Origin of the sequence: Actinomycetospora lutea, assembly GCF_028737205.1 — a bacterium.
GTDB classification, from domain to species: domain Bacteria; phylum Actinomycetota; class Actinomycetes; order Mycobacteriales; family Pseudonocardiaceae; genus Actinomycetospora; species Actinomycetospora lutea.
In genome coordinates this window covers 1-16793 of the sequence record NZ_JAQZAL010000004.1, presented here as the reverse complement: position 1 = coordinate 16793, position 16793 = coordinate 1, and the positions used below count along the sequence as shown (strand labels likewise).

The window sequence follows — 16793 nt, the reverse complement described above, 5'->3', positions numbered from 1 at the left end:
CACGACCCCGACACCGTCGGACCACAGCACGACCCGACACACCACGGAGGACGATCATGACCACCACCACGACCACCGACGCCGACCGCGCCCTCAAGACCAAGCACCGCGCGCTCTGGGCCGCGGGCGACTACCCCGCCGTGGCCGCCGACCTCATCCCGCAGCTCGGCCCCGAGCTCGTCCGGGCCAGCGGCGTCCGGCCAGGCCAGCGGGTGCTCGACGTCGGCGCCGGCTCCGGGAACGCGGCGATCCCGGCCGCCGCGCGCGGTGCCACGGTCACCGCGTCCGACCTCACGCCCGAGCTGTTCGACGCGGGACGGGCGATCGCCGCGCGGCGGGGCGTCGACATCGAGTGGGTGGAGGCGGACGCGGAGGCCCTGCCGTTCGAGGATGGCAGCTTCGACGTCGTGACCTCCTGCGTCGGCGCGATGTTCGCCCCCCACCACCAGCTCGTGGCCGACGAGCTGGTGCGCGTGACCCGGCCGGGCGGCACCATCGGTATGATCAACTGGACGCCGGAGGGCTTCATCGGGCACCTGTTCAGGACGATGGGCCCGTTCGCGCCGCCGCCCCCGCCCGGCGCGACCCCGCCGCCGCGCTGGGGGGACGAGGGCCACGTCGCCGAGCTGTTCGGCGACCGCGTGACCGACCTGCAGACCGTGCGGCAGAAGATCGTGATGGACCACGCTCCCGACCCGCTCGCGTTCCGCGAGTACTGGAAGCGCAACTACGGCCCGACGATCGCGGTCTACCGGTACCAGAGCGACGATCCCGCCCGGGTGGCCGAGCTCGACGAGGCCTTCCTGCGGTTCCTCACCGCGTGGAACGGATCGGACACCCCCGGCCGCACGGCCTACGAGGCCGAGTACCTGCTGGTCACCGCCCGCCGCCGGTAGGGGTCGGCGGAGAACGGCGACCCTCGACGGCCCCGTGGGTCTGCGCGTGCCGAGATGCGCCGGAGATGCCCGGGACGTCGCCCGACGTGCCGTCCTCGATGTGGCCCTCACCGTCGTCACGGGCGCAGACCACTACGTAGTTGCCGTCATGGTCGCGCCCTGGGGATGCGGTGGATGCTGCCCCTGTGACGACCACACACAGCACCGACGTCGCCACCGTGCAGGGCGCGTACGACGCCTTCAACAGCGGCGACATGCCCGGGGTCCTCGCGGTGATGCAGCCCGACATCGAGTGGATCGAGAGGGCCGGGCCTTACGAGGGCCGCTACGTGGGACCCCAGGAGATCGTGGACAACGTGTTCGCCCCGGTTCCCGAGGACTGGAGCGAGTTCACGGTGACCCCTGACGAGTTCCTCGAGGCCGGGGACGTGATCGTCGTGCTCGGCTGGTTCGCCGGGACCGCCCGGGAGAGCGGCACGTCGTTCCGGTCCCGGTTCGCGCACGTCATCCGGATGCGTGACGGGCTGGAGGCCTCCTTCGAGGACATCTCCGACGCCCATGCTCTCCACGTTGCGCTCGGCCACTGACTCGTAGGTGCCGTCTCGTCGCGGGACTCACAGCCCCGGTGTCAGCGCGTCAGTGGGTGGGCGACAGAGGGACCTCATCGAGCTGGCTCACACCCGCAGAGAGAGATCGCCGGAGGAGGTCGATCATGCCGTTGTACCTCTACGAGGCCGCCTATACGGCCGAGTCGCTGGCGGCGCAGATTCGGGAGCCCCAAGATCGCCTGGAGGCCACCCGGGCCCTCTACGACGCTGCCGGCGTCACCGTCGTGGCCGCCGGTCACCCGCTCGGGGAGTACGACGTGGTGATCGTCTTCGACGCGCCCGACGACACGGCGGCGGCCAGCGTGGCGCTCACCATCGGCGCGGGAGGGGCGGCCCGGTCGGGTCGAACGACACGCCTGCTGAGCACCCAGGAGTGGAAGGAGTCGCTGGAGCGCGCGCAGAGCGTGGCGTCCCAGTACCGGCCGGCGCGGTGATCAGGCGCCGCGCGCGTTCCGGTACCAGCAGGACGGTCGGCGGCCACGAGCCACGCCTACGCACGGTCTGCGATCAACCACGGCTCGAATTGCCCTCACCGTGGTCCTTTCTAGGGCCATTCGAGACCTCCTACGCTCGCTACATGTCACGGCGTGTGCATCTCGTGGGAAGCTGGCCAGCGGCCACCACCGAGGACGCCATGCGGGAGATGGCGCGTCGCTGCGGTGGCGCGCTGACATCCATGCCCGACGGAGAAACCGGCGAGCGAGGGCGCTGGCTCGCGCACATCGCCGAGAGCCTCCGCACGCATCCAGACCTCGAGGTCCGGCGGGACGGTCACTGGACGTCCTACGATGACGTGCTCGACTTTCGCGTCCGTCGAGGGCACCGCCTCCGGGGCCGCGACCTCGACCTCCAGCACGTCGAGCCTTCTCGGGCCGGCCGGCTCGTCCTCGACGTGCTGCGCGACGAGGCGGTCGCTCCCGCTGACATGAAGTTCCAGGTGGGGCTGCCCGGCGACCTGGACCTGGCGGCGTTCCTCTTGGGCTGGAGGGGCGCACTCGGGCGGCGGCGAGCGTTCGCCGACGCCCTACTCGACGAGATCCGGGAAATCTACGAGGCGGACGGCTCCGAGGTCGTCTTCCAGCTCGAGATCCCCCTCGAGCTCGTGCTCGTCGCCACTGCTCCCGCACCGCTTCGGACGGCGTTGTCCCGAGCTCGCTGCCGGCATCGCGACCCTGGCTCGTCGCGCCCCCGTCGGCGTCCGCTTCGGCCTCCACCTCTGCCTCGGCGACCTGCAACACCGCGCCCTCGCGCACCCTATGGACGCCGGCCCGACGGTGACTCTGGCCAATGCGATCGCGGCGCGCTGGCCACGTGGCCGTCCCCTCGACTACGTCCACGTCCCCCTTGCGGCCGGCGAGGAGCCACCCTCGCTCGAACCGCGCGCCTACCGGCCGCTCGGGCGGCTGCGGCTGCCCGTGGGAACTCGTCTGGTGGCGGGCTTTCTCCACGAGCGTCGGTCGGTCGAGGACCACCGCTCGATCCTGGCGGCGGTCGAGTCCGCCGTGGGCCACGAAGTCGACGTCGCGGCGTCCTGCGGCCTCGGACGTCGAGGGCACGACGCGGCCGTGGCCACGGTGGAACGTGGGGTGGAGCTCTGCCTCACCTCTGCCGTCGCGGTCCCGCGCACAAGCGACACCAGGGCGGCGTCGGGGACGTCCTCCGCGGGACGGAGGGATCTCACGCGATCAGGTCGTCGAACTCCCCCGACTTGATCGCGTCGACCAACAGGGCGATCTCGGCCGCGGGATAGATCAGCACCGGCCCGCTCGGATCCTTCGAGTCACGGACGGCGATCTGGCCATCCGGCCGCCGGGCCATCTCCACGCAGGCCCCGTTGGGATTGCTCCGACGACTCTTGCGCCAGGCCACGGGGGGCCGCCCGCCGTCAGAGGGCAGCCCTAGCGCAGACTCATGCGACATCTCGCTCCTTCGCAGCTGACACGGCTTCAGCCATCCGTGCGTGCAGCTGTGCGTTCGTTTGTGATTGCAGATGCACACTACTCCGGTGCGCTCGGATCGGTGGCTCACCTGCGATGGGTCGCCTCCACATGCCGCCGGTGGCCCCAGGGACACCCCGACACCGGTGAGCGGGGCAAGCGCAACCCACCTGGCCACGGAGGGAGCGGGACCGAGAGCCACCTGCTCGGCTCCTGGACGAGCCCGTGCCGGGCAGCGGACGGTCGAACCTCGGCGCGTTCGAAGGGTTCGTCCTGAGCGAGGGATGTGTCCGCGGTCCCGGAGGCTCGCTAAGGTCATTGCTTCGGTACTGATCAGCGGAAGGGCGGATCGATGACGAACCCGAGCCAGGCTGCGGCCGGTGGAGCGAGCCCCGCTGTCGGGGGGATCGACACCTCGGTCCCGTCGATCGCCCGGGTGTACGACTACCTGCTCGGCGGCAAGCACTACTACGAGGTGGACCGGGTGGCCAGCGAGGCCATGATCGACGCGGTACCGGAGACGACGTTGCTGGCCGCCGCCAACCGCAGCTTCATCCGCCGCGCCGTGCGATTCCTCGTGGGCGAGTCCGGGATCGACCAGATCCTGGACATCGGCTCCGGCCTACCGACCGCCGGCAACGTCCACGAGATCGCCCAAGAGATCAACCCGAACACCCGGATCGTCTACGTGGACAAGGACCCGATCGTCCTCGCGAACGGCCGGGCCCTGCTCAGCGCCAACGAGAACACCATCGTGATCACCGCCGATCTGCGGGACCCGGAAGCCATCTTCGAGAATCCGGAAACCCGGCGAATGCTGGACTTCGATCGGCCTCTCGCGGTGATTCTCGGTGGCATCCTGATGCACATCGAGGACGAGGAGGACCCGCTGGGGATCGTGGCGACCATCCGCGACCGCCTGCCCGCCGGGAGCTACCTGGTGCACTCCGGATGCGCCGACCCGGGCGAACCCCGCGCACGGGAGCTCAATCAGATCTTCTATGAGTACAACATGGGGTCTCGATGCTTCCGCCCCACCGAAGAGCAGGCCGAGTTCTTCACCGGGCTCGAGCTCGTCGAGCCCGGACTGACGGCCTGCAGCAAGTGGCGGCCGAGCTTCGACTTCCCCGACCCGGACAACCCGGCGCACGAGATGGTCATCGGAGGGATCGGCCGCAAGTCGTAGCAGCCGACCCCGGCGACGCTCCGTCGCGCGGCTACCTCGGACACCCGGTCTGGCACACTCGCACGATCCCTCGCATCTAGGCGGTGGTCATCATCAGTGCCCCTGGCTGGCCCGGCCGTCAACCGATTCCACGTGAGAGTGGCGGGGGACCGACGGTGCTCCGCATCCTGGTCGGCATACAGCTCAGGCGACTGCGTGAACAGTGCGGGATGAGCCGGGAAGCCGCCGCGGACATCATCCGGGGCTCGGAAGCCAAGATGAGCCGGCTCGAGCTCGGGCGGACAGGGTTCAAGCAACGCGACGTCGTCGACCTCCTCTCGGCGTACGGGGTGACCGACGATGCCGAGCGGGAGGCCGTCCTGAGCCTCGCTCGGCGCGCCAATGAGCCGGGCTGGTGGCAGTCCTACAACGACGTCATGCCCGGCTGGCTGGAGATGTACGTCGGCTTGGAGCAGGCCGCCTCCATCATCCGGAGCTATGAGGCCCAGTTCGTGCCCGGCTTGCTGCAGACCGAGGCCTACGCCCGGTCCGTGATCGGACTCGGCCAGGTCGCACGAGCGGACGACGTCAAAGAGCGGGTCGCCCTACGCCTGCGGAGACAACAGATTCTCGATGATCCAGCCGGACCGGACCTCTGGGTCGTGATCGACGAAGCGGTCCTGCGGCGGACCATGGGCGACACCGAAGTGATGCGCGGACAGCTGGACCACCTGCTGACCATGATGAAGCGACCCCGCGTGACAGTGCAGATCGTTCCCTTCGCGCGCAGTGGCCAGGTCGCGACCGGTGGGCCGTTCACGCTGTTGCGCTTCGCCGAGCCAGACCTCCCGGACATCGTCTACCTCGAGCAACTCACCAGCGCCTTCTACGTGGACAAGCGCGACGACGTCGAGACCTACCTCGAGTTGATCGACCGTCTGAGTGCAACCGCACTCACCCCCGCCGAGAGCACCGACGTCGTCGCCGCGGCCCGCGCCACCATCTGAGCCCGTCGGCACGCGTCTCGACGCCGCGCGGCCGTGTCTCGCACTGCTCCGAGAGGGCGTGGACCACCTTCTGTGCTTGCAGCTGCACCTCGCGGTCACTACGCTCATTCATATGCAATTGCACCGTGTGCGAGTTGCTGACCTGAGGTCGGCGACGCACGGGTGCTCCGCCGACCCCCGCTCCAGCGATGCCGTGCATACGCCGGGCCGATTGGTGCGGTGAACGATTGTGCGCAACTCTTTCACCGGCAGTCGTCGCGACACTCGCCGCCGGCCTGATGTCCTCGAGCTGACGTGCACGGTTGACGGCTACGCCCATCTGGTCGCTCTCGACGCATTCGCGGCCGCAGCGCAGTCGAGTAGCGGCGTCTTCCCCGCGGTGTGCGGTCACGACGTCACTGCAGGGTCGATGTCGGCCCCACCCGGTCCGTCGTGCCAGACGTGTGGTCTCGAGCTGACGACCTGAGGCGCTCACGCCCCCGCTCGCCCTGCTCGTCTCGTCGAGCGACACAGCACCGATGACGGAGCTCGCAGCGAACGCAAGGCGCGCGGCAGCCGACGACCTCGCTGCCGGCCGCCCCCGCGTCCGACACGAGCGGCGTCCTCGACCCCCGCGGCGGCGGGGGCAAGCCCGCCTACCAGGAGCGGTTGAGCGGGTGCCCGGCAGCGCTCCACGCCCGTATCCCGCCGGTCACGACGTAGGATTCGACGCCGAGCTCGCCCAGGATGGCGGCGGCATCGATGCTGCGCTCGACATCACCCAGAATGCCCACCCGGACGAGCACGGAGCGCCGCGCGCCGAACAGGCGCGCCCAGAGCTCGTCGTCGGAGTCCCGTAGACGACCCGGCAGGTCCGGCAGCCGGATGGGCAGGGATCCTGGAATGTGGCCGAACGCGATCTGCTCGGCGTCGCGAACGTCGAGCAGCACGACGTCGCGGCGCTCAAGGCCCTGGGCGAGCTCGTGAACAGACATCTCCTGGTACATCGAGCCTCCCAACAGATGACCTCGCGGACCCGGCGTCCCCACCGCCCGATCCAGGCCGATTATCGCTGCCCCAGGGACTCAGAGCGCCCAACTCTTCCGAAAGACCGTTCTCGGTGGCCCTGGCACTGGCCGGTGCTGCACCCCCACCCGTCCAGTGTGCGAAGGGGCCCCGTGGGACTCGAACCCACAACCAACGGATCAAGAGATCACCAGAGTCCGACCACCAGAGCCTCTACCAGCAACGATGTCATCGCGACCGGTCTCACGGGTCGCACCATGAACCACCGCTAGCCGTCGTTTCGCACCACGACCCGCACCATGACGCCTCTCGCGCACCTGCCGACGAGGAGTCGGTGTTGCTCGACGGCGCGCCCCCCACCCCGAGGGCTCAGGACTGGCCGGCCTGGTGCCGGCGCCGCAGGAGGGGCGCCCCGGCGAGGTCCTCCTCGTTGCAGAGGAGCTTCACCTCGAAGTACGGCGAGTCGGCCCCGTTGTCGTAGTCGAGATGAATCCCGGACACATCGAGGGGCTCGCCGAGCCACGCTTCGGTGCTCCGCAACCAGCTCGCGGAGCGCTCGAGGGCTGAGGCGAGATCGTCGTCCCGGAAGGCGACCGCGCGGTAGGGCACGTCCGCGATCTGATCGACGTCCGAGACGGGGCGTGGGAGTCCAACAGCGACGCCCGAGTCATCCAGCTGCAGCTCGTTCGACGGCTCACTCATGCCCGTTAGCTTCCCTCTTCGCGGGACGGTGCGACGAGGGCCCTCCAGGGCTCTTCCTCCACCCATCCGGCTGACGATCTTCTGGTGATCCCAGTCGTCTCCTGGCCCTGCAGAGGGAGCCGACTTGGGCGTCGTCGGTGCCGACAGCGCCCGCCCCCACGTCGTCGCGCGGGTGAGGCCGAACCGGCCCGAGGCCATCGCTACGGTCGAAGCTGGAGACGAGCGACCAGGACCTCTCACTGCAACGACGTCCTCGTCGTGTCACTCGGTGCTTCTCACCATCGCCACCATCTCCGGTTCCGTGCCATGAGGGGTGCCCCAACAGAGAAGCCGGTTATCGGCTGTGAGCTCTGGGTCTCGTGCTGACCTTCCGCACGCGGAAGGATGAGGGGCATGGTGCCGGGGCAGACTCATCCCGTTCGGCGCGGCGTGTCCGTTCTGGCCCAGCTCACCCAGCTGTCGGGGCGGCCCCGGCCGCGTCGCCAATTCCAAATCTTGATGCTGCCATCCATCCACGAGGGCCCTGAGGATGCGGCGCGCGGCGCCCTCGTGATACTTCGCCGAATGTGACGCCCAGCTCCACGAGGCGCAGTCCTCATGGAGCTGGTCGGCTACGACCGCCACGGCCTCGCTGGTCGCCGGGCTATCGGGATCGAGCGCTTCGCCTTTGTGCTGTGCGAGCATTGCTGCCGTCATCGCCGCTGACACGCGAAGACCCGCGCTGCTGGGCGCTGCGGGCGATCGAGTTGGCACCCGTTGTGGCGAGACCTGGGGCGCTCGCGTGGCCTCGGCGTCGGGTGGCACCACAGCGCCGGGGCCGACGTCGACGGAGCTGAGCTCCTCGATCATGGCTCAAGAGCCTCTCCCCGGAGGTCGCCGGAGGTGCGGGGGCGGCGATCCAGTAACCGAGAGCCTGTTCACGGATTGAGGCGACCAGAGCCGCCCGGGCTCTTCCAGGTCCTGATCTGGCTGTTGGCTTTCGGCGGCAGGGCGACGACGGGCAGGATCGGACCGACCTAAAGCCAGGTGATCCGGTACTCGCGGGAGGCCGACTCGCGGGCCTCACTATCGAGGCTGCCGTGGGCCTCCGCGGCGGCGAGGTGACGGAAGAAGCCCTCGAGACCGGGCGGGGAGATGACGACGAGGACGCGCCCCTCGCCGGGCGTTACCCGCCGCTGCGCATGCGGGGTCCCTCGCGGGGCGAACACGCTCTCGCCCGGGGCGAGCCGGTGCTCCCGATCGCCGATCCGGATCACGTGTTCGCCCTCGACGGCGTGGAAGTACTCGTCCTCGTTCTCGTGGACGTGCAGCGGGGTGTCCGACAGGGGCGGCAGCTCCTCGAGGACCGAGAACGCCCCGCCGGTCGTGGCCCCGTCGACGTGGACCACGAGGGTCACTCCCGCGAAGGTCAGGACCTCTCGGGAGGTGGGTGCGACGCCGTGGAGGGAAGTGAGCGGGTCGGCCATGGGTCCCTACCCGGTCTGAGTGGTTCGTTGGGTACAGGAAGCCTGAACCGGACGTCGGAGGAGCACAATGACCCGCCGGCTCTCCGGCAGCCCCGTGCGGCGCGAGCAGGCCCGCCAGACCGAGCGGGCGGTGCTGAGAGCGGCGCACGCGCTGCTGCTCGACGAGGGTTGGACCGGCACGACGATGGCCCGGGGTGGCCGGTCAACGCCGGTGTCTCTTCGCAGCTGCCTACAAGACCTACAGGACCTAGATGGCGCTGTCGGCGCGGCTGCACGACGTCACGTCGAGGGCGACAACGAACCGCGGCCGCCCAGTGCGCGCCCGGAGCTCGCCGCGGACCACCCGCTGGCCGGGTCGCCTTCCGACACGCCCGATGCTTCTGAACAAGCAAGCGCTGCCAGGCGCTCCTGCGCCGTCTGCGCTGGTCGGCAGCGTGTCGCGTCTCCCGACCCGCGCCACGACCGAATCTTCGAGCCATAGTACGAGGTTCTCGATCATCAGGCCCGCCAGCAACGCTCCTGGTCAGAAGCTTGTGGGCCCCGTGGGACTCGAAGCCACAACCAACGGATCAAGAGATTCCCGCGCTCCGCCTCACACAGCCTCGACCAGCAACTGTGGTGGCGCGGCGAACCTCATGGACCTCCTCTGCGCGCACCAGTTGACATCGCTGTTCTCCACGACCTGCTCGTGTGAAGATCACCGCCGTTGTTGACAAGTTGCTCCCACCGCTCATGTGGCCGCCGGGAGCGGCCGGAACAGGCGGGCCGTCTTGGTGTTTTGGAGCCCGGGTCCGGGACGTACACCGGTCTATTCGTCTTCCCGCCGCCACGCCCGGCGCGAGGTGCGCCCTGATGGTGACCAGTACTGCACTATCATGTCGAAAGTCGCCGAATGACAAGGACACACCATTGCTGACGACGCCTGAATCCTGACCCCCTGGCGACGGGTGAATCTGGACCCCCCTGCTGATGGGAAGGGGTGCTGAAGGTGGAGGACTGGGCGGAGATCCGTCGTCTGCATCGGGGCGAGGGGGTGCCGATCATGGCGATCGCCCGCCGGCTCGGGGTCGGGCGGAACACGGTGCGCCGGGCGCTGGCCGCCGACGAGCCACCGAAGTACCAGCGCCCGGCGAAGGGCTCGATCGTCGACGAGGTGGAGGCGCAGGTCCGGGAGTTGCTCTCGGACGTGCCGACGATGCCGGCCACGGTGATCGCCGAGAGGATCGGCTGGACCCGCTCGCTGACGGTGCTCAAGGACCGGGTCCGGGAGCTGCGCCCGCTGTACCTGCCGGCGGACCCGTCGTCGCGCACCGAGTACCGGCCCGGCGAGCTCGCTCAGTGCGACCTGTGGTTCCCGCCGACGCCGGTGCCGCTGGGCGCCGGCCAGGTCGGGACGCCGCCGGTGCTGGTGATGGTCTCGGGCTACTCACGGGTGATGACCGCCCGCATGCTCCCGAGCAGGCAGGGCCCGGACCTGATCGCCGGGCACTGGGCGCTGCTCTCGGGCTGGGGGGCTGTGCCGCTGGGCGCTGGTGTGGGACAACGAGTCCGCGGTCGGCTCCTGGCGCGCCGGACGCCCGCAGCTGACCGAGGCCATGCACGGGTTCCGCGGCGCGCTGGGGATCAAGGTGATCCTCTGCCGACCACGCGACCCGGAGGCCAAGGGCCTGGTCGAGCGGGCCAACGAGTACATGGAGACCTCGTTCCTGCCCGGCCGCTCGTTCGGCGGTCCCGGGGACTTCAACGCTCAGCTCGGGGTGTTGGTTGGCGCGGGCCAACCAGCGTCACCACCGCCGGCTCGGCGCCCGGCCGGTCGAGCGGTGGAAGGCGGATCGGGCCGCGATGGTGGCGCTGCCGCCGGTGGCGCCGTCCTCGGGCTGGACGACCAGTCTGCGGCTGCCGCGGGACCACTATGTCCGCCTGGACGGCAACGACTACTCGGTGCACCCGGCCGCGGTCGGGCGCCGGATCATCGTCAGCGCCGACCTCGAGCAGGTCACCGCGACCCTCGACGGGCAGCAGGTCGCCCGCCATGTTCGGTGCTGGGCGCGGCACCAGAGCATCACCGACCCTGCCCACGCTGACGCGGCTGCCCGGCTGCGGCAGGCCTACCGCGAGCGGCCCGCGGCTCCCCGCGGCGAGGACGTCGCCTGCCGCGATCTGGCCGACTACGACCGCATGTTCGGCCTCGACGACATGCGCGACGACATGCGCGACGACATGGGCGACGACATGGGCGAGGCGGTCTGATGCCCGCCCAGTCCCCGGCCAGGTCCTCGGCCGGCGCGCCCATCAGCGGGCGCAACGTGGCCTCGGAACTGGCGTTCCTGACCCGGGCGCTCAAGGCTCCGTCGCTGGCGGCGGCGGTCGAGCGCCTGGCCGAACGGGCTCGGGCCGAGTCCTGGACCCACGAGGAGTTCCTGGCCGCCTGTCTGCAACGCGAGGTCGCCGCCCGCGAGGCCCACGGCGGCGAGGGCCGCATCCGCGCCGCCCGCTTCCCGGCCCGCAAGAGCCTCGAGGACTTCGACGTCGAGCATCAGCGCTCGCTCAAGCGCGAGGTCCTGGCCCACCTCGGGACGCTGGACTTCATCACCGCCCGCGAGAACGTGGTGTTCCTCGGGCCGCCGGGCACCGGCAAGACCCACCTGGCCATCGGGCTCGGGGTTCGGGCCTGTCAGGCCGGGCACCGCACCCTGTTCGCCACCGCTGCCGAGTGGGTCGCCCGCCTCGCCGAGGCCCACCACGCCGGCCGGTTGCAGGCCGAGCTGACCAAGCTGGGCCGGGTCCCGCTGCTGATCATCGACGAGGTCGGCTATATCCCGTTCGAGGCCGAGGCGGCCAACCTGTTCTTCCAGCTCGTGTCCTCGCGCTACGAGCAAGCCTCGCTGATCGTCACCAGCAACAAGCCCTTCGGCCACTGGGGCGAGGTCTTCGGTGACGACGTCGTCGCCGCCGCGATGATCGACCGATTGGTGCATCACGCCGAGGTCGTCTCCCTCAAGGGCGACAGCTATCGGCTCAAGGACCGCAACCTCGGCCGCGTCCCCGCCGCCGGCAAGACCGACGACTGACGAGATCAACAACCAGGCGGGGGGGTCCATATTCGGCCGTCGCCAGGGGGTCCAGGTTCAGCCGCCGTTGACAACCATCGCGATGGGATCGCGCTTGCCCCGCAGACGTACGAGGCCGAGTTGCTCTTTACAAGAACGTCCGTCTCCGCGAGCGGCCTGCTCTGTGCGCACATCGGTGCCCGTCGGCGGGCATACCATCCTCACTCAGCCACGCCTGGCTACAAGGGCTTGAAGCGCACTGGGACTGGTGGAGGCGGTGCGCTTGAGGCGAACGAGCTCGCGGGCTGCCGCGGCTGGTTGCAGCGCCGGCCGCAGGGTCGATGACTTGCCGACCGAATTGTCCTGCCCGCCGAAGTACCAGTCGATCGTTCCGCCGAGGAGCGTGAGGCTCAGAGCTTCTGCGGTCCGATCCCGAGCGCGGGCAGGACCGCGACGAGATGTTCGCGGCTTCGTCGCCGACCTGACGGCCGGCGATCTGCGCACGCCTGATCGCGGCGTGGCGGGCCCTCAGTGCTGCTGCGGCCGCCCGAGTCTCGCCGAGGTCTCCGCCGGGTCCATCCCGTGCAGGCGCAGCAGGTTCTCGCCGAGAATCTTGCGCTTGGCCTGGTCGGTGAGCTGCGGGTAGCCGTACCCATCACACAGGTCCTGCGGGATGGTGAAGTCGCGGAAGGCCTGCAGCGCCCACTGCGGCTGCCATATGGGCGCCTCCGACCCGTACACGATCTTGTCCTCACCGCACCAGAACAGCAGCTTCCCCAGGATCTCAGCGAACATCCGCGGTGCCCGGACCACGAAGTTGATCGTGGCGGCAAGTGAAGCGTAGAGATTTGGATAGCGGATGAGCTGCCAGCAGACCTCGTCGAGGAACGGAAGGCCCACGTGGTAGATGACGAAGTTGATGTCGGGGAAGTTCGCCGCGGCCCCGTCCATGTCCCAGGTCTGCGTGTGCTCGATGGGCTGCGGACCGAGCGGCACCCCCTTGTGCACCCCGATCAGGTTCACGCCCAGCTGCTGCGCCTTCTCGAAGATCGGGAAGGCGAGCTTCGGGTCGTCCATGCGCCAGGGCACCGGGGTACCGAAGTCGTAGCGCACGTTGTAGAACTTGAACGCCCGCGCGTTGAACTCGCCGACCTGCCGTTCCATAAGGTCGAGCGCCTTGCGCCCCTCCAGCGGATTGACCGAGCCCCAGAAGACGGTGCGCTCCGGGTCGTTCGCCGCGAGCTGCGCGCACTCCTCCCACGGTGAAAGGCCGTCCCGGAACAGGTCGGTTAACGGCAGTGGCATGGCCACAAGCATGTCCGTGTCGGAGTGGTCGTAGACCATCTCGTGGATCTCCGACGGCGTCCAGGTGCGCAGGAAATCTTCGGGGGGCAGCTTCGGCTGGTCGTCCGGGGTCAGCGCGTTGTGAAAAGCGTAGATGTGGTTGGCGAAGAGCTCGCCGTCGCGGTTGAAGGCGTTCTTCGGGTCGAAGTTGAACGGGTGGGCGACCCCGTCGAAGACGAACGCGTCACCGATCATGAGCTGGTCCCCTCGGTGTGTGGTGGCTGGCGACGTAGGCGTCGCGGTCCGCGACGGCGGCGGGCTCGGGGAGGAACCGCAGCTTGCGCGCCGCCGACTCCGAGAGCCGATCGCTGGTCCATGCCTCGTCCCAGACGACCTCGACCTCGCACGACGCGACGCCCGGCTGGTCGGCGACCACCTGCTGCACGTCGTTCAGCACGCGGGAGGCGAACGGGCACCACCCAGAGGTGAGCAGCAGCTCGACACGAGCGTGGCCCTCGTGCACCGACACCGAGCGCAGAAGTCCCATGTCGACCACAGAGATTCCTCTGTCCTGGCAGCAGGGGTCGTAGACCTCGGAGAGCGCCTCGGTGGCCCACGTCGGGACCGCCGCGGCGAATGTCTCGTCCATCCCTCGATTGTGTGAGCTACGTCTCAGTACGGGTAGACCCCGCAGCGGTCCTCGTCAGATGGGAAGGCCGCCCCGGCGACGGCGACATGCCGAAGCCGGCTTCGGACCGCCCAGGGGCAGGTCCTCACCGTTCGGACGCTCGACCAGAGCGGGTCGGCGCGGCGTTCCGACTCGCGGATCCCGGGCTCGGTGACTTCGTGGTCCTCGACTGGGACGGCCTTCGACGGGTGGTTCGAGGGGGCCCAACGCGTCATCGGTCATCCCCACGACCCTCGACCCCTGGTCCGGGCCGGCAGCAGCACTCCAGCGACCTCCTCGGCGGCTCCGACAGCAGTCGGGCCGACAGGATTCGCCGACGGGGTCCGACGGCCCTGCTCCACAAACCCGCGGGCACGTTCCGTTCCGCCATGGCCGACACCGATCGCATTCTTCCCGTCCGCGTCACCGCACAGCTCGAGCCGGACCCGAGCCGGGCGCTGTGGCTGGTGAAATGGCTGCTACTGATACCCCACGTGCTCGTGCTCGCGCTGCTCGGCGTCGCCTTCGCGGTCCTCACCCTGGTGGCCCTGGTCGCCATCGTGATCACGAGCCACTATCCGCGATGCTCTTCGAGTTCAACCTCGGGGTGCTGCGCTGGGCCTGGCGGGTCGGCTATTACGGCTACTCCGCCAACGGCACCGACCGCTACCCCCCGTTCACCCTCGCCGACCGCCCCGACTACCCGGCCCAGATCGACATCGACTACCCCGAGCGGTTGTCGCGCGGGCTCGCCCTGGTCAAGTGGTGGCTGCTGGCCATTCCGCACTACCTGATCCTCGCGATCCTCCTCGGCACCAGCACCACCATCTCCGACGAGAACGGGACGGTCGTGACGTACACCCAGACCGGGCTGATCACCCTGCTCGTTCTCATCGCTGCCGTCGGCCTGCTGTTCACCGGCCGCTACAGCCGCGGGCTCTACGACGCCGCGATGGGCCTCAACCGGTGGGTGCTGCGCGTGGTGGCCTACGTGACGCTGATGACCGACACCTACCCACCGTTCCGGCTCGACCAGGGTGGCGCCGAGCCGGCCCCCCGCCCGCCGTCGCCGACCGACCTCTCGAGCGGCGGCGAGGCCGCCGAGCCCGCCGCCGACGTCGGCGCCGTCGAGCAGGGTTCCGACCGGGCCGAAGCACCGCGCGGCGCCGACACACCCGCGACGACATGAGTCTGCACACCCGCCGCAGCGCGGCCCGGAACGGCGACGCCGACGGTCGGGCCGCCCGCGCCGTGCGCCTGGCGACGTCGGCGGTGAGCGAGGACCTCCCGGCGCCGTGGCACCGTCGCAGCGGCGCCGTGATCGCTCGGGCGCCTGGCGGGTGGACGACCTCCTTTCTCGGTCGGGGGCCGGTCTGAGGGTCACGCTCGGCGACGAATTCGACGAGTCCCGCGCCGCGGGTCGACCGGCCGTCGGATTCAGGACGAGCGGTCCTCGTCGCGACGCCCACAACGACGACACTGGCATCGTGGGCAACACCCGGTGGGACGACCTCGATCCCCGACTCCAGCGAGCCATCGTCTTCGCCGCCGGCCTCGAGATCGGCCTGAAGATCGCGGCGTTGATCGACCTCGCGCCGCGACCCCGCCACGAGATCCGGGGTGAGAAGGCGGCGTGGGCCGCTGCCATCACCTTGATCAACGCCGCGGGCGTCGTCCCCGTCGTCTACTTCCTCCACGGACGGGTCGGGGGCACCCGACCATCGTGATCGTCCGACGATCTTCGGGGTCGCCGGCCGAGAAGCGCCGCCAGGCGGTCCAGCACCGACGCAGCCGGCGGCGGCGCGACCTCGGGCCCAAGAGCAGGTCGGGGGTCACGATTCCGCCTCTCGGACGACGCGGTCAGGGTCGGTGGGAGCGGCCGATGCGCGCCGGTCCGGAGAAGATCAGCGCGATGCCGAGGACGTAGCCGAAGTCGTGCCAATTTGCCGTCGTTGTGCACCTCGTACACGGCCACGTGCTCGTTGAACAGCGAGACGATAGAAGTGACCGGAAGGAAAGGCACTTCGTCTATCGACACCCCCGCAGCCAGCCACCAGCCCGTGAAGAGCCCGGGCCAACAAAGTACTCATAGCCCTCCTCGGCAGTGCCCCAAGACCTCCATACATATAACCGGAGGGCCCTTTGCCCACCCGAGAGGCCGGAGAAGGCTCACACCCTCGATGACTCCGGCAAAGGGAGATGACATGCACGTCTCGGTGATCGAGTACCGAATCACGGGGATCGACGCCGCGGGCTGGGCGGCGACGTGCGACGAGATCGCACCGGCGTTCGCGCTGCTCCCAGGCCTGGTGGGCAAGATATGGCTCGAGGGATCCGACGGACGTTACGGGGGCGTGTACGTGTGGGAGGACGAGGCGGCATACCGCGCCTTCCTCGACAGCGACCTCGGCGCGGGATTCGCGTCGCACCCGAACCTCGAGGCAGTGACGATGCGCGACTGGGCCGTCGACGAGAAGCACACGGCAATCACCGGGGGCATCCTCCAGGTTGTCTGAGCAACGCCGGAACGTTGCACCTGGTCGCTTCTTTAGCCCGGATCTTTCATGATCTTGGTGTTGGTCATCGTTGCTCGGTGGCCGGTGATGGCGGGGATTGTGCTCGCTGGGCATGACAATCTGGCCGCGCTCGGGCGGGTCGCCGGTTCCACGGGCCGGTGAGGGTTCCTGGTCGGGGACGAAGTGGTGGCTGCGGTCAGCCGGGTCGGGCCAGGGCCGCGGTGATCGCGGCCCGACCGGTGAGCAGCAGCTCGCTCCAGGCGTGGGCGGTGGCGAGGTGGAGCACGAGGGTTCGCGCGTGGTGGGCGAGGCGTCCGGCGGTGCTGAACAATCGGTAGCGTGGCGCAGCGTTGAATTTCGGGGATCTTGCGGTGAGGTGGGTGGGTTCGCCTCGCGGTGAGGAGTGCCTCTGTGGTGTCGTCGATCTCTGTCACCCTGTGCGCCGAGGTCCCCGAGCTCGGTGAGTCCCCGGGCGCCTTGAGCTGGTCGA

Annotated in this window: 15 protein-coding genes and 2 pseudogenes; 10 read left to right on the top strand and 7 right to left on the bottom strand. The window is 69.5% G+C overall.

Features of this window, described 5'->3' with window-relative positions; all coding sequences use genetic code 11:
- Positions 1-56 precede the first annotated feature (56 nt).
- From PHK61_RS05940 to PHK61_RS05930, 3 genes are all read left to right on the top strand, one after another.
- Entirely contained in the window at positions 57-896 is an 840-nt protein-coding gene (locus PHK61_RS05940) for a class I SAM-dependent methyltransferase (protein WP_274280054.1), read from the top strand.
- Between the two features lie 185 nt (positions 897-1081).
- Complete coding sequence (locus PHK61_RS05935) at positions 1082-1483, top strand: nuclear transport factor 2 family protein (RefSeq protein WP_274280053.1); 402 nt, start codon at positions 1082-1084, stop codon at positions 1481-1483.
- A gap of 125 nt (positions 1484-1608) precedes the next feature.
- Positions 1609-1938: a GYD domain-containing protein gene (locus PHK61_RS05930; protein ID WP_274280052.1), complete on the top strand. Its 330-nt coding sequence runs from the start codon at positions 1609-1611 to the stop codon at positions 1936-1938.
- A 1243-nt stretch (positions 1939-3181) separates the two neighbouring features.
- Here PHK61_RS05930 and PHK61_RS05925 read toward each other — a convergent pair.
- Positions 3182-3424, bottom strand: a complete 243-nt coding sequence (locus tag PHK61_RS05925) for a DUF397 domain-containing protein (RefSeq protein WP_274280051.1) — start codon at positions 3422-3424, stop codon at positions 3182-3184.
- Between the two features lie 369 nt (positions 3425-3793).
- Here PHK61_RS05925 and PHK61_RS05920 point away from each other — a divergent pair, with 369 nt between their 5' ends.
- Both PHK61_RS05920 and PHK61_RS05915 read left to right on the top strand, forming a co-directional pair.
- Positions 3794-4627: an SAM-dependent methyltransferase gene (locus PHK61_RS05920; protein ID WP_274280050.1), complete on the top strand. Its 834-nt coding sequence runs from the start codon at positions 3794-3796 to the stop codon at positions 4625-4627.
- A 155-nt stretch (positions 4628-4782) separates the two neighbouring features.
- On the top strand, positions 4783-5613 hold the full coding sequence (locus PHK61_RS05915) for a helix-turn-helix domain-containing protein (RefSeq protein WP_274280049.1): 831 nt from the start codon (positions 4783-4785) through the stop codon (positions 5611-5613).
- 635 nt (positions 5614-6248) lie between these two features.
- On the opposite strand, the gene PHK61_RS05910 is transcribed toward PHK61_RS05915, so the two are convergent.
- The 3 genes from PHK61_RS05910 to PHK61_RS05900 form a co-directional block, all read right to left on the bottom strand.
- Positions 6249-6599 carry a rhodanese-like domain-containing protein gene (locus PHK61_RS05910; RefSeq protein WP_274280048.1) on the bottom strand — a complete coding sequence of 117 codons (351 nt, stop codon included), beginning with the start codon at positions 6597-6599 and terminating at the stop codon, positions 6249-6251.
- A 388-nt stretch (positions 6600-6987) separates the two neighbouring features.
- Positions 6988-7320, bottom strand: coding sequence for a hypothetical protein (locus tag PHK61_RS05905; RefSeq protein WP_274280047.1), 333 nt, complete (start codon positions 7318-7320; stop codon positions 6988-6990).
- Between the two features lie 1016 nt (positions 7321-8336).
- Complete coding sequence (locus tag PHK61_RS05900) at positions 8337-8717, bottom strand: cupin domain-containing protein (RefSeq protein ID WP_274280046.1); 381 nt, start codon at positions 8715-8717, stop codon at positions 8337-8339.
- Positions 8718-9765: 1048 nt separating this feature from the next.
- Between PHK61_RS05900 and istA the strand changes: the two are divergent.
- Positions 9766-11036: pseudogene (gene istA / locus PHK61_RS05895) on the top strand (IS21 family transposase).
- Positions 11036-11857, top strand: coding sequence for an IS21-like element helper ATPase IstB (istB, locus tag PHK61_RS05890; protein WP_274280045.1), 822 nt, complete (start codon positions 11036-11038; stop codon positions 11855-11857). Before istA ends, istB begins: the two are co-directional and overlap by 1 nt.
- A 507-nt stretch (positions 11858-12364) precedes the next feature.
- On the opposite strand, the gene PHK61_RS05885 is transcribed toward istB, so the two are convergent.
- Together PHK61_RS05885 and PHK61_RS05880 are read right to left on the bottom strand one after the other, a co-directional pair.
- Positions 12365-13375: an amidohydrolase family protein gene (locus PHK61_RS05885; protein WP_274280044.1), complete on the bottom strand. Its 1011-nt coding sequence runs from the start codon at positions 13373-13375 to the stop codon at positions 12365-12367.
- Positions 13365-13769: a metal-sulfur cluster assembly factor gene (locus tag PHK61_RS05880; RefSeq protein ID WP_274280043.1), complete on the bottom strand. Its 405-nt coding sequence runs from the start codon at positions 13767-13769 to the stop codon at positions 13365-13367. The genes PHK61_RS05885 and PHK61_RS05880 overlap by 11 nt, the downstream gene beginning before the upstream one ends.
- A gap of 407 nt (positions 13770-14176) precedes the next feature.
- Between PHK61_RS05880 and PHK61_RS05875 the strand changes: the two are divergent.
- From PHK61_RS05875 to PHK61_RS05865, 3 genes and pseudogenes are all read left to right on the top strand, one after another.
- Positions 14177-14880 (top strand): annotated as a pseudogene (locus PHK61_RS05875) (DUF4389 domain-containing protein); the annotation flags it as partial.
- A gap of 394 nt (positions 14881-15274) precedes the next feature.
- Positions 15275-15514, top strand: coding sequence for a hypothetical protein (locus PHK61_RS05870; RefSeq protein ID WP_274280042.1), 240 nt, complete (start codon positions 15275-15277; stop codon positions 15512-15514).
- Positions 15515-15991: 477 nt separating this feature from the next.
- On the top strand, positions 15992-16303 hold the full coding sequence (locus PHK61_RS05865) for a YdhR family protein (protein ID WP_274280041.1): 312 nt from the start codon (positions 15992-15994) through the stop codon (positions 16301-16303).
- A gap of 196 nt (positions 16304-16499) precedes the next feature.
- Here the strand turns inward: PHK61_RS05865 and PHK61_RS05860 are convergent, their stop codons facing one another.
- Positions 16500-16634, bottom strand: a complete 135-nt coding sequence (locus PHK61_RS05860; protein ID WP_274280040.1) for a hypothetical protein — start codon at positions 16632-16634, stop codon at positions 16500-16502.
- Between the last annotated feature and the right edge of the window lie 159 nt (positions 16635-16793).